At 37.3% G+C, this 14,635-nt stretch carries 16 protein-coding genes; 13 read left to right on the top strand and 3 right to left on the bottom strand.

Annotated elements, in window-relative coordinates; genetic code table 11:
• The 5 genes from NSS82_RS19020 (at position 1) to NSS82_RS19000 (ending at position 4,154) form a co-directional block, all read left to right on the top strand.
• Positions 1-2,115 (top strand): hypothetical protein, encoded by a 2,115-nt coding sequence (locus tag NSS82_RS19020; protein WP_341109850.1) that lies wholly within the window; start codon positions 1-3, stop codon positions 2,113-2,115.
• A 10-nt stretch (positions 2,116-2,125) separates the two neighbouring features.
• A complete protein-coding gene (locus tag NSS82_RS19015) occupies positions 2,126-2,383 on the top strand; it encodes a hypothetical protein (RefSeq protein WP_341109849.1) in 258 nt (85 codons plus the stop codon).
• 43 nt (positions 2,384-2,426) lie between these two features.
• Complete coding sequence (locus NSS82_RS19010) at positions 2,427-2,840, top strand: hypothetical protein (RefSeq protein WP_341109848.1); 414 nt, start codon at positions 2,427-2,429, stop codon at positions 2,838-2,840.
• Between the two features lie 88 nt (positions 2,841-2,928).
• The gene (locus NSS82_RS19005; protein WP_341109847.1) at positions 2,929-3,744 is read left to right on the top strand and encodes a peptidoglycan recognition protein family protein; all 816 of its coding nucleotides are present in this window, start codon (positions 2,929-2,931) and stop codon (positions 3,742-3,744) included.
• Between the two features lie 2 nt (positions 3,745-3,746).
• The gene (locus NSS82_RS19000; protein ID WP_341109846.1) at positions 3,747-4,154 is read left to right on the top strand and encodes a hypothetical protein; all 408 of its coding nucleotides are present in this window, start codon (positions 3,747-3,749) and stop codon (positions 4,152-4,154) included.
• Positions 4,155-4,177: 23 nt separating this feature from the next.
• Here NSS82_RS19000 and NSS82_RS18995 read toward each other — a convergent pair whose 3' ends face one another.
• Positions 4,178-4,492, bottom strand: coding sequence for a hypothetical protein (locus NSS82_RS18995; protein WP_341109845.1), 315 nt, complete (start codon positions 4,490-4,492; stop codon positions 4,178-4,180).
• A 137-nt stretch (positions 4,493-4,629) separates the two neighbouring features.
• On the opposite strand from NSS82_RS18995, the gene NSS82_RS18990 reads away from it, so the two are divergent.
• The 8 genes from NSS82_RS18990 (at position 4,630) to NSS82_RS18955 (ending at position 12,940) form a co-directional block, all read left to right on the top strand.
• Positions 4,630-4,992: a hypothetical protein gene (locus NSS82_RS18990; RefSeq protein WP_341109844.1), complete on the top strand. Its 363-nt coding sequence runs from the start codon at positions 4,630-4,632 to the stop codon at positions 4,990-4,992.
• Between the two features lie 123 nt (positions 4,993-5,115).
• On the top strand, positions 5,116-6,087 hold the full coding sequence (locus tag NSS82_RS18985; RefSeq protein ID WP_341109843.1) for a hypothetical protein: 972 nt from the start codon (positions 5,116-5,118) through the stop codon (positions 6,085-6,087).
• 84 nt (positions 6,088-6,171) lie between these two features.
• Positions 6,172-7,698: an Eco57I restriction-modification methylase domain-containing protein gene (locus NSS82_RS18980; RefSeq protein ID WP_341109842.1), complete on the top strand. Its 1,527-nt coding sequence runs from the start codon at positions 6,172-6,174 to the stop codon at positions 7,696-7,698.
• Between the two features lie 134 nt (positions 7,699-7,832).
• Positions 7,833-9,380 (top strand): tRNA (N6-isopentenyl adenosine(37)-C2)-methylthiotransferase MiaB, encoded by a 1,548-nt coding sequence (gene miaB / locus NSS82_RS18975; protein ID WP_341109841.1) that lies wholly within the window; start codon positions 7,833-7,835, stop codon positions 9,378-9,380.
• Between the two features lie 25 nt (positions 9,381-9,405).
• Positions 9,406-9,855: a RicAFT regulatory complex protein RicA family protein gene (locus NSS82_RS18970; RefSeq protein WP_036688057.1), complete on the top strand. Its 450-nt coding sequence runs from the start codon at positions 9,406-9,408 to the stop codon at positions 9,853-9,855.
• A 242-nt stretch (positions 9,856-10,097) separates the two neighbouring features.
• Positions 10,098-10,868: an NUDIX domain-containing protein gene (locus NSS82_RS18965; protein WP_036688055.1), complete on the top strand. Its 771-nt coding sequence runs from the start codon at positions 10,098-10,100 to the stop codon at positions 10,866-10,868.
• Positions 10,869-10,897: 29 nt separating this feature from the next.
• A complete protein-coding gene (locus NSS82_RS18960; RefSeq protein ID WP_076100056.1) occupies positions 10,898-11,437 on the top strand; it encodes a cysteine hydrolase family protein in 540 nt (179 codons plus the stop codon).
• 51 nt (positions 11,438-11,488) lie between these two features.
• On the top strand, positions 11,489-12,940 hold the full coding sequence (locus NSS82_RS18955; RefSeq protein WP_036688051.1) for a nicotinate phosphoribosyltransferase: 1,452 nt from the start codon (positions 11,489-11,491) through the stop codon (positions 12,938-12,940).
• 195 nt (positions 12,941-13,135) lie between these two features.
• Here the strand turns inward: NSS82_RS18955 and NSS82_RS18950 are convergent, their stop codons facing one another.
• Positions 13,136-14,137, bottom strand: coding sequence for a hypothetical protein (locus NSS82_RS18950; protein ID WP_340961110.1), 1,002 nt, complete (start codon positions 14,135-14,137; stop codon positions 13,136-13,138).
• Positions 14,138-14,146: 9 nt separating this feature from the next.
• Complete coding sequence (locus NSS82_RS18945) at positions 14,147-14,545, bottom strand: hypothetical protein (RefSeq protein ID WP_143761299.1); 399 nt, start codon at positions 14,543-14,545, stop codon at positions 14,147-14,149.
• Positions 14,546-14,635: the final 90 nt, after the last annotated feature.

Here is a 14,635-nt window from a genome sequence, read left to right as displayed (position 1 = left end):
ATGTCAGCACCAATTCATTCAAGTTTGCCAGTATATTTTAAAGCAGATTATTATCAATTTCCTAAATTAGAAATTAATATAGATAAATTGCCAGCAATGCCTCTCATAGAAACACCACATTATATAGAGAGAGAAGTTACTCATTTAGGAAATAATACATACGATGGTCACGAAATTTATAAATTAAGCGATTTTTACTATTTAACGATTCATTCTGATAACGAAATTTATAAAAGAGATGCTGAATATGGAATGATACAAATGATGACACGTCCAGACGATCCTAACAATCCGGGTCAAAAGTTAAACCTAAGATTAGATTATCAACATATTGATTTAAATATCTTTTCAAGTAATTATTACAGTCCAAATGATAATCCAGATAATAGAAAGAATTTTAAACTCTTTACGATTCAAGAAAGTGATTCTTTCAATGAATTTACAGAAATGAATATAGTCGTTAATTGCGATAATTTTAGTGATAAAAGTGGAAACAAGTATGTATTAATTGATGGTTTTAGTGGTGTTCAAATGTTAGCTGATAGAAATTATTATGCAGTTAATCTTGTGAGAAGAGTTGGGCAGTTGGGACAAATGTATTATTTTGCTGGTTTGTTCAAAAGTACAGATTTAATGACATTTGAATTAATATATGTCGATACAAGTTCATTCTCACATACAGCTTCACAAAATAGTTGGATGCTTTTTTATAATTTCATTTACGTAAATTATATAAGATATGACATTAGAACTTTCGCCACCTTTGATATGACTCAACTATCGACTACTTCACAAACCGATCCATATAATAATTTGGTAAAATTCTATGGATTATATCAAAAACTAAGTAATTATGTAATTAGTGATTACGTCTATGATAGTTCAGAGAGAAAATACTATTACTATAAAATGACTGAAGACGCTACGAAGTTAGAAAAGTTTTATCTCGAAACTGACAATAATGATATTAAGAGAGTGCCGCTTATTAGGATTTCTTGGTTCAGAGACCCAATTAGAGATGAGTTATACTTTCTATTTGGACACGGTGAAGCTCCTTATGATAAAGAGATAAATTTTTCTAAGTATTATAAGTCGGTTTCAACTTATCAGGCTGAGCCTGGGATTATATACAAAGAAAACGTAAATGAGTTTCTTAAAAATTATAGTGTTACGTATTCTACGGATTATATGAATACTTCAGCTACATTTGAATTCCTTGTAGATCATAAAGGGAAGGACGTTTGGGCATTCTTTGGTCCAAATAAGGCTCAGAGGGCTTTTAAGCGTGGAAACAACGTAAAAATATCAGCTATCTATCCTTTAAGCACAGAAGTGAAAATGGACATTCTAAACGGCAAGATAACAAACGTTGAGGCTTCTGATGTTGCCTCTAACTCAATAACAGTTAATGTAGATATTGGCGCTTCAAAATTACATAAGAAGAAACCTAATTTCACCTTACCAACAGATTCTCTTGGAGGAACATTAGAGCGCTTAATAATTAAAGCAGGATACACTTCAAGTGATATTTATCTTCCTATTACAAGTCCATCTGTTAATACAGCTTTTTATTCTAATGATAATTATATAGATGAACATATAACAATACTTATGGCGGCATATCCAAATTGGATTTTTTATAGAAGAAAAGACAATAGATTTGAATTGAAGAAGATTGATAATCTAAATGCAAAATATACATTTGAAGCTTCAGAAATAAAGTCATTAGGAATTAGTGAAACCCAAGACTATTACAATGTAGTCACTGTTACTTCAACGCATATTGCAACAGAAGGATACACTGCAAGAGCAGAAGACATTACTAACATTAATGAGTGGGGAGAAAATGAGCTTGCTTTAGAGTCAGATCACTTTGATACACAAGCTAAACTTAATAACTATGTAAATGAAGTTTTAGCCTTTCAAAAGCAAACAATATATCACGGTAGTTTAACTGTTATTAATATTAGAGCAGATTTGAATATTGGAGATACCATTTCAATAATTGACCCAAATTATAGTGGTGCAACTGCAAATCAAAGGTTTGTTATTATCGGTATGGATATTAGTGGTTTTGTAACAACAATTCATTTCAAGTCAATATTACTTTTTTAAGGAGGTTTTTATGGCTACTTTCGATTATTTAAAAATTAGAAAGAAATTTGATAACAATACCCAAAAGTTTATAAGTAATAGTTCTACTAAAATACTCTCTTGTAATGTGATTTCATACAATGAAGTAACTAAAAAAGCCATTGTTGATTTGATATCACAAGCTGAGGGAGGTTTGGAAATACCAAGCTTAATCGAAGTTGAAGCTGGTCAAAAAGTTAAAATTCAATATAAAAATAAAAACAATATCATACTAATAAGCAAAGCATAGCTCATTGTAGTTATGCTTTTTATATACTTTGGAGGAACATTATATGACACAAGAAAATAATGAAGAATTATTAAAAAGAATAAATAAACAGGAAGAAAATCTTAAAGCTTATGCACAAAAATTAAATGAGTTAGAAACTTTTGCATATAAATTAAATCGGGAGAAAGTTGATGTAAATCAGTTTATGAAACTAAATAATCAAGTTATTGAATTAAAATTGGAGAACAAACGATACTTTGAAGAAATAATAGCAATTCAAAAAGAAGCGAGAGAAGACCAAAAACAATTATTCCAAGAAACAATAAACCAAACAAGAGAAGAAAATAATAATAAAGAACAAACTGTTAATAAGTTACTAAATATTATTATTAAATTCTCGTCAGTTGGTGTAGGTATTGGTGTTATTGGTTTGGCAGGGAAACACGCAGATAAATTATTATCATTTTTAGGATTATAAAGACGTTGGGACACTCCAATGTCTTTTTTATTTTTTGATTTTCAGGTTATACTTCAAAGATTTCAATTAAATAGGAGGAATGATATTGATGGCTTTTAAAATGAAATATGAAATTAAATACGAATACTTAACCAATTCAATAAACCGATCCAAAATAAAAGCTGATAAACGACTGTTTCAAGTTGCTCACGATACAGGAAATATAAATTCTACAGCAAGAAACAACGTAAATTACTTAAATAGAAAATTTAAAATTGTTAATGGAGAAAGATTTGAAGCTTATAACGATAAAGATGGGAAACCTGTGCCTTTCAGAGTAGCTTCTGCTCATTCATTTATTGACGATAAGGAAATTATTGTTTGTATCCCATTAGACGAAAAAGCCTGGCACGTACTTTACAATGTAACGACTGATAATAGCTTATTCGGTGACGATGCAAACGATGTGGCATTAGGACACGAACTATGCTTCTTTACAGACTTAGAAAGGTCAAGGGAGGCGTATAAACGCTTTGTTTGGTTTAATGCCTATACGCTCTACTTAGAAGGTTTAAATCCAATAAAACACCTAGTATCGCATAAGCAACTTGACCCTAAACGCAAAGTGGATCCAGATCACGCTTTTAGTAGAATTGGTAAAACATTTGCTAATTTTATTCAAGATGTACTTAAAGAAATTGAAGATTGTACCAAAATTGAAGAACCTAAAATACCTGTGGAGGTTGATTTATTTATGAAATTATCAGATTGGCAGTGGAAGAGAATTGAAGCGATTGTTCAAGAGCAATTAGACAAAAAAATCATATCAGACTTAAATTGGATTTCAAAAATACAAAAGAGGACTATAACAATGGACGAATACATTTATCTGTTATCAGAAATAGTCGTTCGAAGAGGTGAGTAACTATGAGTGAAGCAGAACTTTTATTATTAACGGTTATCGTAGGAATTATTATCAAGGTTACGTTCAACTTTTTGAAAGATAAAGGTATCATTGGTAAGACAGAAGACATTGTAGATACATTTGAAGAAGTATTAATAGCACGAATAGGTAAGACAGCGACAACCCAATTATTATATGCAATCAAACTAATTGGAGAAGAACAGATTAATGAATACATACAAAATTATAATAAGTATAATGGAACAAATTTCACCGAGAAAAGTTCAGTGTTAATTCATTTCGTACAAGTTCAATTAAATAAAGTTGATATTAAAATGAGCGATAAAGAAATTGATATCCTATTAAAAATGATAGAAGATGAAATTGCTGAATCAATAAAAAAGAAAGCCGAAGCGAAAATTAGAAAATGATAAAACCCTCCTTAACGGAGGGCTTATTTTTTTTGTCCATTTTTCTTCAACAATTGAACAATGTGCTTACCATAATCAGATAGAGCATATTCAGTTTTTCTTCCGTTAGCGCTTTCCCTAATAATCATAGAGGCTTCTAATTTAATCATTGCTACACGAATTGAATGTATTTGAATTTTGCATTCTACTTCTCCTCTTTTGTATTTCATTTCTTGATTTCGAATATTTTCTTTCCAGTAAATTGCATCAGGTGTATCAAAAAATAGCTTGTAAAAGATTAATTTAGTCATTTTATCTAAATTATTAAATAATTCATTAATTGGTATTGCATCCTTCATAATTACCACTCCTAAATGATAAAATTATATACAATTAATTATACATTAATACTTAAAAATAGATAAATTTTGATAAAATATAAAATCCTTATATAATTCGATATATTTTAATTCAGAGTTATAAAGGAGTGTATAAAATGGAGGCTGTAAAAGTTGAAAAAGAAATAGTTAATCAAGAGTTAAAACAAAAGAAGAAGCATTATATAGACTGGAAATGTATTGTTCGGGGGCAAATTTATCTTGCTGAAATGTACGATGGAAGTGTTCAAGAGGTTTTAGTTATTTCAAATAATATTGGAAACTTTCGTGCTTCTATAATAACCGTGGTGGAAGTAGTTAAAGGTAAAGTTGATGTAACTCAAATGAATACAATTAGTAAAAAGAGATTATTAGCTTATTTAAGGACAATTAGCGATGAATCAATGAAGCTGGTTAATCACCAACTTAGAGTTTGTATTATAGGAACTGATAATAATGCGGCAAAACCAGTAGTAATTTAGCTCTCTTAGGAGAGGGGATTTGGATTAATATTAAATAAAAAAATAACACACTGAAGGAAAAGAAAGAACTTTGTCGAAATTAATAACGTTGTATTAGAACGTTTGATATGGAGGCGAGTTTTTTTGTATGTATTGGATAAGAAACTGATTTTGGGTGTGATGAGAACAAACTCAGCAGAAGTTCTTGAAAAGGTATCAAAAATGAAAGGTAAAAATCAAGATAAGACAAAAGAAATGAACAAGTTCTTAGATGAACTTCACAAAAATGTCTTTGGGATTTTAACACAAAAAATTGATGCTAGTCAGAAATCAGAGTGTGCATTTTTGGTTTATTATTGTTGGATCATTGTATCTCTAGAATGTAGAAATTATCTTTGGAATTATGAATCGATGGATTTGTCCCGTAGATCAGGAGAATTGTGGGAAAGCCTTGTAAAGCTATGTTGGACTTTTCCAGTTAAAAAAAATGTGAAAAGATTTACTGCTCCTAGTTTCGGAGATGTGCAAGAACAAGTGAAAAAGAAATTCATCAATAAATTAATAGAAAAAGGATTGCCAGAAGAAGTAATCAGGGATATATTTAATGATTATGAAAAGATATGGACGCTTCTTGGTGAAAGTATAAATCTAAATTCTGATGAATTGTTTGAAACATTCGAGGAGTTAGATGGTGAAATATTCGAATCAGAAACAAAACACGAAAAAGTAATAATCGATTTTAAAGGAAGTTATGGCTCTAATGAAAAAGGTAATAAAGAACGACTGCTTACAGTCGCACGAGTTTATGATATGTTGAACTACTACGAATTAACTGAAAAGCCATATAAATGTATGTTGGCAGTAAGAACAGTAGAAGCCACAGGGCATAATTATCTAAGACAGCTTGAAAATTCAGGACTGTGGTCTGTTGAAAGAGGAAATGAAGTTTATAGTATGATACATAGATACACTGGGTTTGAAGCTTTAAAGATTATCGAAAAACATCAGCTATCAATACCAGATGATCTTGACGAAAAAACTTCTTCGTATATGAAGTCCAATTACACTTCACGACAAGGTAAAACTTTTGCAGATCACTATTTAACTTGGTGGTAAAAATCAAGCTTGAATTATTCTTAGGTTTAACTTATGCTTAACATAAGTTAAACCTAAGTTTTTTTATAAAAGGAGATATTAATAATGGATGAGTTTCGTTCGTACTACACAAAATCGCAATTTATTACTGATTATATGATTAATCAAATTGAGTTACAGCCAGATGACTTAATACTAGAACCATCAGCAGGCGATGGTGTTTTTATCGATGAGGTATTGAGACATAACCCTAACAGTAAAATTGAAGCTTATGATCTGAATCCAGAGGCAGTAAGTATTTTAAATGGTAAGTACAAAGATAATCCAAACATTAGAGTGATTAATTCAGATACATTGCTTGATGTACAACTTGATATGTTTGTTATGTCAAATGGATACTACGATAAAGTAATCGGCAATCCGCCTTATGGAGCGTGGCAGGATTATGAAAAAAGAGATGTATTAAAGAAAAGATATGCTGGTTTTTATGTTAAAGAATCTTATACTTTGTTCTTACTTCGTTGTATTTCTCTACTAAAGGAAGAAGGAATCCTGAGTTTCATTATTCCCGATACATTTATGAATCTTCATATGCATAAAAATTTAAGAGAGTATATGTTGTTGAATACTAAAATAAAAGAAATATTAATATTTCCATCAAAATTTTTCCCTGGGGTTAATTATGGTTATTCGAAAATGTGTATAATTACAATTCAAAAAACAGTGGATAAAGAAATCGCTCTTGAAAATGATATAAGAATTATTACGAATTTAAAGCAACCAGAAGACATTGATGAAATTACACATAAAAGAGATTTAAGTAATTATTCCGTGGAAATTTTAAAACAAAAGGAAGTTTTTGAATCACTAGATAAGGCGTTCTTAATAAAATCCGGTCAAGGAATCAGGGATTTAATCAATACTTCTTCAGTTACTTTAAATGATATTGCATTTTGCGTAACTGGAATTTATACAGGTGACAACAAGAAATATTTTAAAGTAGCATCTGAAAATGTTAAAAATAATATAAGTAAATGTCCGGTAATAGAAGAAAATGAAATAAATAATAATTATCTTGAAGTAGAAAATATTCTTGAAGGCATTGATGCGACAAATGCATTTATTCCAATAGTAAAGGGTAGTTCAGACAGCTATGTAAGAAAAAATGATTGGTACATCGATTGGAGTAAAGAAGCTGTTAAACAGTATAATACAAATAAAAAAGCAAGATTCCAGAATTCTCAATTTTATTTTAAAAAAGGTATTGCTTTACCGATGGTGAAATCATCGAAAATTAGAGCTAATTTAATAGAGAATCAGGTGTTCGACCAATCAGTAGTGGGTATATTTCCAAAAGAAGAAAAATACCTTTACTTAATGCTGGCATTCTTTAATTCTGAAATTTTCAACAGCATCATTAATGCCATAAATCCGACAGCTAATAACTCTGCTAATTATGTTAAAAAGATACCGATTATCATTCCTGAAAATTTATCTTATATAAATGAACAGGTTCAGAAAATAATTGATCAGAAGAAAGCGTCTGGGAAAATTAACGAAACTATCAAAAAAGAACTGGAAGATTACTTCGCTGAATTATATTCTGAGTGGATGGTATTACAGGTAAAGTAATTTAGTTTTACCCCTCGATTGAGGGGTTTTTTGCTAATTTAGTCTGTTCCTTCGATGGATATACTCAGATAGACTATGCTATAATTTTAGTGAATGTTTAAAATATAAGTTTTAATTAAGGGTGTGTATTCTAGTTGGCACAAGAGAAGGATTACTCCAAATATTTTGATTTCAGTGATGCAAAGGTTATAAGTGAGCAAGAAGGAAAAACAACATATCGTATTAAAGGAAGAAACATTCAGATAAACAGCCAGCCAAACTACAAAGAAGGCAAACGGCGTGGCAAAGAAGGTATTGAGGTTCATTATGATTTCGAAATCCCAGAGGATATGAAGACCTATGGTGTAGGAAAAAAATATGCTATTTTTACTTATGGCTGCCAAATGAATGAGCATGACACGGAAACGATGAAGGGCCTATTGGAACAGATGGGCTACCGCAGTGTCGCTGACCGTAATGATGCGGATCTCATTTTGCTGAATACTTGTGCGATTCGTGAGAACGCCGAGGATAAGGTATTTGGAGAGCTAGGACATCTTAAGAACCTGAAGATCGAGAAGCCGGGTCTGTTGTTAGGGGTATGCGGTTGCATGTCCCAAGAGGAAGGCGTAGTCAACCGGATTATGTCAAAGCATGGCTTCGTGGATATGATCTTCGGTACGCATAATATTCACAGATTGCCACACCTCATTAAAGAAGCGGTATTTAGTAAAGAGCTTGTGGTTGAGGTATGGTCTAAAGAAGGCGACATTATTGAGAACTTGCCGAAGAAGCGGGAAGGCATGCGCGCTTGGGTGAACATTATGTATGGCTGTGATAAGTTCTGCACGTATTGCATCGTACCGTTTACACGCGGTAAAGAACGCAGTCGTCGTCCTGAGGACGTTATCGCTGAGGTGAGAGAGCTTGCCCGCCAAGGCTTCAAGGAAGTAACGTTGCTGGGGCAGAACGTAAATGCTTACGGTAAAGATTTTACAGACATTGATTACACTTTCGGTAACCTGATGGATGATATGCGCCTGATTGATATTCCGCGCATTCGCTTCATGACATCGCATCCGCGGGATTTTGACGATAAATTGATTGAGGTTCTAGGCAAAGGCGGCAACTTGGTGGAGCATATCCATCTGCCGGTACAATCGGGAAGTACTGCCGTTCTTAAGAAAATGAGCCGTAAATATACCCGGGAAGCTTACCTGGAATTAGTGCGTAAGATTAAGATAAGTGTGCCGAATGCTGTATTAAGTACCGATATTATCGTTGGTTTCCCTGGGGAGACTGATGAGCAATTTGAAGATACCCTATCGCTTGTGCGTGAGGTTGGGTATGATATGGCATATACGTTCATTTATTCTCCGCGGGAGGGTACACCAGCAGCAGCTATGGAAGATAATGTACCGATGTCGGTGAAAAGTGAACGTCTGCAAAGATTAAATGATCTCATCAAGGAGAACAGCCGGATCATTAATGACCGGATGCTGGGTGAAGTTGTAGAGGTGCTGGTAGAAGGGGAGAGTAAGAATAACTCCGAAGTCCTTTCTGGCCGTTCCCGCGCTAACAAGCTGGTCCATTTTGAAGGTCCGAAGGAGCTTATCGGCACATTTGTAAAAGTGAGAATTACAGATACCAAAACATGGTACATTAAAGGGGATATTGTGGTTGAGGCCGCAGCTGTTCATTAATCACATACGAATGGGGAGATGACTAATGAGTACAGAAGAACAACGGTTGAATAAATATGGAATGAAGACTTATAATACCCGTGATCTGATCGTTCGCGAGGATATTATGGGCAAAGCTAAAGAATTAGCATCATTAATCTCAACCAGCGAAGAGGTTCGCCATTTTCAGCAGGCGGAGCAAAAAATTCTTAATCACGAGCGTGTGCAAGGACTGATTGCAACCATTAAGAAAAAACAAAAAGAAATCGTGGCCTTCGAAAGCTTCAATAATAAAGATATGGTCGCCAAAATTGAACGTGAAATTGAAGTGCTGCAAGATGAGATCGACGGTATTCCTGTCGTCAATGAATTTCAGCAAAGCCAGAGCGATATTAATTATTTGCTCCAGCTGGTAATTTCCGTGATTAGAGATACCGTTTCGGAAAAAATAAATGTGGAAGCCGGCACCGAAGCGCCTCCGACCACATGCGGATAACCCACACTCAGTTCAGGGGGCGGATGCAGATCCGTCCCTTTATTTCAATATAAGAGGTAGAAGTAAGATTCAAGAATATACATAATCCTTATAATTCAACGACAAGGTCGTTTCTCATATAGTCTTTTTTGTAGGATAATGTAAAATAATGGAATTTAGCTGTTGATTTATGAAGAACATGTTTGGTACATTTAAAGATACGAATAAGTAAAACTACAGCTTCGGAAAAGGATGGGGCAATTATGAGCGACAATGGGGAATTAACCTATAACGCCAAAAAATATCGTACACCGGATGGTGTTCCGGCCGACATTGTAATGTTTACACTGACCAAACGCGAACGGAAGACGGTCACTAAGACGTTGCCTTTACGTGAATTGAAGGTAATGTTAATTAGACGGAAAAAATGGCCATGTGCAGGCATGTGGGCTCTACCAGGCGGATTCTGTCAGGAAGATGAGTCTATTTATGATGCTGCAACTCGTGAGCTGAAAGAAGAGACCGGTGTCGATGGAGGTCACTTAGAATATCTTGGAGTTTATAGTACACCTGGCCGCGACCCTCGGGGATGGATAATCAGCCATGCCTTTTTCGCCTTAGTAGAAGAGTGGATGCTGGAACAAAGACAAGCTTCCGACGATGCGGGTGAAGTGGGTTTATTTACGTTGCAGGAAGCGTTAGAAGAACTGGAGCTCGCTTTTGACCACCATGAAATCATCAAGGATGCATACGTACGTATCCAACAGCAAATGCTGCAGACAACGATAGCAAGACAGTTTTTGCCTAGGCATTTTACGCTAAGTGAGCTTTATCAGGTGATTCAGACAGTAGTGCCGGAATTTAAAGAGCCAAATTTTATTCGTAAAATCACGTCAACACGCAGCCGTCAGGGTATATTAAAAGAAGTGAGAGATGAAGAGGGCAATGCACTCAGCTCCAATCAATACTCACAACGCCCGGCTCAGCTGTATATGTTTACAGATCACGAGCCATTGTTGTCCATTTATACGTAGTGTCTTAAATCAGGGGAGGGACGATTCTCATGAGAGCACTAATAGTAATTGACTTTACCAATGATTTTGTCAATGGGAATTTACCGGTTGGGCAGCCTGCAATCGACATCGAGCCAAGAATCAGCCAATTAACATCTGAGTTTGTCCAAAATGGCGATTATGTTGTAATGGCTGTAGATTTACATGAAGACAATGATCCTTATCATCCTGAGAGTAAACTGTTTCCACCTCACAATGTACGAGGGACTGAGGGGCGGGAGCTTTATGGAAGTCTGAAAACTGTTTATGAAGCTGACCAGGATTCCATCTATTGGATGGACAAAACTCGATATAGCGCTTTTAGTGGAACCGATCTAGAGATCAAGCTGCGGGAACGTGGCATTACTGACCTTCATTTGATTGGTGTATGTACAGATATATGTGTTTTGCACACTGCGGTGGATGCATATAACAAAGGTTTTACTATTACTGTGCACGAAGATGCGGTCGCCAGCTTCAACGCGGATGGACATAAATGGGCACTAAATCATTTCCGGGGAAGTTTAGGAGCAGACGTTGTTAAGGCATAATACTATAAAAAACATACACATACAGCAACGTGGATATTAGGAGATGAGGACTTGAAGAGAGAACTTGCGCTACATACAGATAAATATCAGATCAATATGATGTATGCTCACTGGGTGAATGGAAGCCATAAGCGAAAAGCTGTATTTGAAGCTTATTTCCGCAAGTTACCTTTCGGAAACGGCTATGCCGTGTTCGCAGGATTAGAGCGTATCGTTGGGTACATCGGCGGTTTGCGTTTCACCGAAGATGATATCCGTTACTTGTCGGAGCAAGAAGAAAATTACGCTCCCGCTTTTTTGGAAGAATTGCTGCAATTTCATTTTCAGGGCAACGTTTATTCGATGAAAGAAGGGGCGTTGATTTTTCCGGATGAGCCACTAATCCGTGTGGAAGGGACGATCATGGAAGCGCAGCTGGTGGAGACCGCCATTCTGAACTTCATGAACTACCAGACGCTGATCGCTACGAAGGCTTCCCGAATTAAGCAGGTGGCTCCGAATGATATTCTGCTGGAGTTTGGTACCCGACGGGCACAAGAAGCGGATGCGGCGGTCTGGGGCGCTAGAGCGGCTTATATCGGCGGCTTTGATGCAACCTCTAACATGCTGGCAGGTAAAATGTTTGGCATCCCTACCAAAGGTACACATGCGCATTCTTGGGTTCAGAGCTTCAGCAGCGAGCAGGAAGCTTTTGATGCTTATGCCAAGGTGATGCCTGATGAAGTTACACTATTAGTTGATACCTTCGATACGTTGCGCAGTGGTGTGCCGAATGCGATTAGAACCGCCAAAAAGCTTGAAGCTCAAGGTAAAAAGATGATCGGTATCCGCTTAGACAGCGGTGACTTAGCCTATCTATCCCGGCAGGCGCGGAACATGCTGGATGAAGCTGGGCTCGATTATGTGAAGATTGTGGCATCCAATGATTTGGATGAGAATACAATCATGGATCTGAAGCTGCAAGGTGCAGCCATCGACACGTGGGGCGTAGGCACACAATTGATTACGGCTTCGGATCAACCCTCTTTGGGTGGGGTCTATAAGCTGGTAGAAATTGAGTCCGCAACGGGAGAAATGGTACCGACGATCAAGATTTCTTCTAACCCTGAAAAAGTATCCACGCCAGGCAGCAAGGACGTATTCCGGATTATCGGGAAAAATGGCAAAGCGCTAGCAGATTATATCTGCTTCCCGGAAGAGGAAGCTCCGCGCAACGGCGGTCGGGTGAAGCTGTTTAATCCGTTGCATCCATACATGCACAAGTATGTGGAGCGCTATGAAGCGCTGCCTATGCTTGAGCCGATCTATGTGAACGGCTTCCAGGTCTATACTTTGCCGGATCTGAATGAAGTTCGCCGTTACCATCGGGAGCAGAAGGATCTGTTCTGGCCGGAATATCTGCGTAAGCTCAATCCTGAGGTGTACCGGGTGAATCTGAGTGAGAAGGTCTGGACCAACAAGCAACAATTGATCGCGGAGCATATTCAGCCGGAGATCGAGTAGATTTTGTAGTTTCGATGGAAAGAAGCATGTGAGGATTAGATTCCCGTGCTTTTTTGCGTTTGGGTGAAGCCGACGTTTGGGTGAAGCTTGCGTTTGTTAACTTCGAACGCCGCGAGTTTATTTCTGAAAGTATATTAAGCCAGCTTGTCTGCGTATATCTGATTTGGCTTTCGTTGCATTTTGTGCAGCAGAACACTAGTTAAAGTATATCGACAAATTACCATAAACCCAAAAGAATAAGTAAATCCTGTAGAATGTGGCGAATCCGGTGTAAGTAGGCAAATCAACGGTATAAATCCCGTAGAATGAGGCGAATCCGGTGTGAGGAGGTAAATCAACGGTATAAATCCCGCAGAATGAGGCAAATCCGGTGTGAGTAGGCAAATCAACGGTATAAATCCCGTAGAATGAGGCGAATCCGGTGTGAGTAGGCAAATCAACGGTATATCTCCCGCAGAATGTGGCGAATCCGTTGCGAGTAGGCAAATCTACGGTATAAATCCCGTAGAATGTGGTGAATCCGTTGCGAGTAGATAAATCAACGGTATAAATCCCGTACAATGAGCCGAACCCGGTGCGAGTGAGCAAATCTACGGTATAAATCCCGTAGAATGTGGCGAATCCGTTGCGAGTAGGTAAATCAACGGTATAAATCCCGTAGAATGAGGCGAATCCGGTGCGAGTGAGCAAATCTACGGTATAAATCCCGTAGAACGGGGCGAATGCGGAACGAGTAGGCAAATCTACGGTATAAATCCCGCAGAATGTGGCTCGTCCGGTGCGAGTAGGCAAATCAACGGTATAAATCCCGTAGAATGGAGCGCATCCGGTGCGATTAGGCAAATTAACGGTATATCTCCCGCAGAATGTGGCGAATCCGTTGCGAGTAGGCAAATCTACGGTATAAATCCCGTAGAATGTGGTGAATCCGGTGCGAGTAGGCGAATCAACGGTATAAATCCCGCAGAATGAGGCGCATCCGGTGCGAGTAGGCGAATCAACGGTATAAATCCCGTAGAATGAGGCGACGGTGTGAGTGAGCAAATCTACGGTATAAATCCCGTAGAATGTGGCTCGTCCGGTGCGAGTAGGCAAATCTACGGTATAAATCCCGTAGAATGAGGCGAATCCGTTGCGAGTAGGCGAATCAACGGTATATCTCCCGCAGAATGTGGCGAATCCGTTGCGAGTAGGCAAATCTACGGTTTAAATCCCGCAGAATGAGGCGAATCCGGTGCGAGTAGGCGAATCAACGGTATAAATCCCGTAGAATGAGGCGAATCCGGTGTGAGTAGGCAAATCTACGGTATAAATCCCGTAGAATGTGGCGCATCCGGTGCGAGTAGGCAAATCAACGGTATAAATCCCGTAGAATGTGGCTCGTCCGGTGTGAGTAGGCAAATCAACGGTATAAATCCCGCAGAATGAGGCGCATCCGATGTGACTGGGCAAATCTACGGTATAAATCCCGTAGAATGAGCCGAATCCGTTGCGAGTAGGTAAATCAACGGTATAAATCCCGTAGAATGAGGCGCATCCGGTGTGAGGAGGTAAATCAACGGTATAAATCCCGTAGAATGAGGCGAATCCGGTGTGAGTGGGCAAATCTACGGTATAAATCCCGTAGAATGAGGCGCATCCGGTGTGAGGAGGTAAATCAACGGTATATATACCGCAGAACGGGACGAATCCGGT

The sequence above is a fragment of the Paenibacillus sp. FSL H7-0735 genome, assembly GCF_038008505.1.
Lineage (GTDB): Bacteria > Bacillota > Bacilli > Paenibacillales > Paenibacillaceae > Paenibacillus_AQ > Paenibacillus_AQ odorifer.
Note: the sequence above shows the minus strand (reverse complement) of the source record. Positions and strands in the feature narration are given on the sequence as shown.

Excerpts from the sequence above, each read along its gene's own strand:
- NSS82_RS18970 (WP_036688057.1), top strand. The coding sequence starts at position 9,406 with ATGAGTACAGAAGAACAACGGTTGAATAAATATGGAATGAAGACTTAT.
- NSS82_RS18995 (WP_341109845.1), bottom strand. The coding sequence starts at position 4,492 with ATGAAGGATGCAATACCAATTAATGAATTATTTAATAATTTAGATAAA.
- NSS82_RS18990 (WP_341109844.1), top strand. The coding sequence starts at position 4,630 with ATGGAGGCTGTAAAAGTTGAAAAAGAAATAGTTAATCAAGAGTTAAAA.
- NSS82_RS19005 (WP_341109847.1), top strand. The coding sequence starts at position 2,929 with ATGGCTTTTAAAATGAAATATGAAATTAAATACGAATACTTAACCAAT.
- NSS82_RS19000 (WP_341109846.1), top strand. The coding sequence starts at position 3,747 with ATGAGTGAAGCAGAACTTTTATTATTAACGGTTATCGTAGGAATTATT.
- NSS82_RS19015 (WP_341109849.1), top strand. The coding sequence starts at position 2,126 with ATGGCTACTTTCGATTATTTAAAAATTAGAAAGAAATTTGATAACAAT.
- NSS82_RS18965 (WP_036688055.1), top strand. The coding sequence starts at position 10,098 with ATGAGCGACAATGGGGAATTAACCTATAACGCCAAAAAATATCGTACA.
- NSS82_RS18960 (WP_076100056.1), top strand. The coding sequence starts at position 10,898 with ATGAGAGCACTAATAGTAATTGACTTTACCAATGATTTTGTCAATGGG.
- NSS82_RS19010 (WP_341109848.1), top strand. The coding sequence starts at position 2,427 with ATGACACAAGAAAATAATGAAGAATTATTAAAAAGAATAAATAAACAG.
- NSS82_RS19020 (WP_341109850.1), top strand. The coding sequence starts at position 1 with ATGTCAGCACCAATTCATTCAAGTTTGCCAGTATATTTTAAAGCAGAT.
- NSS82_RS18980 (WP_341109842.1), top strand. The coding sequence starts at position 6,172 with ATGGATGAGTTTCGTTCGTACTACACAAAATCGCAATTTATTACTGAT.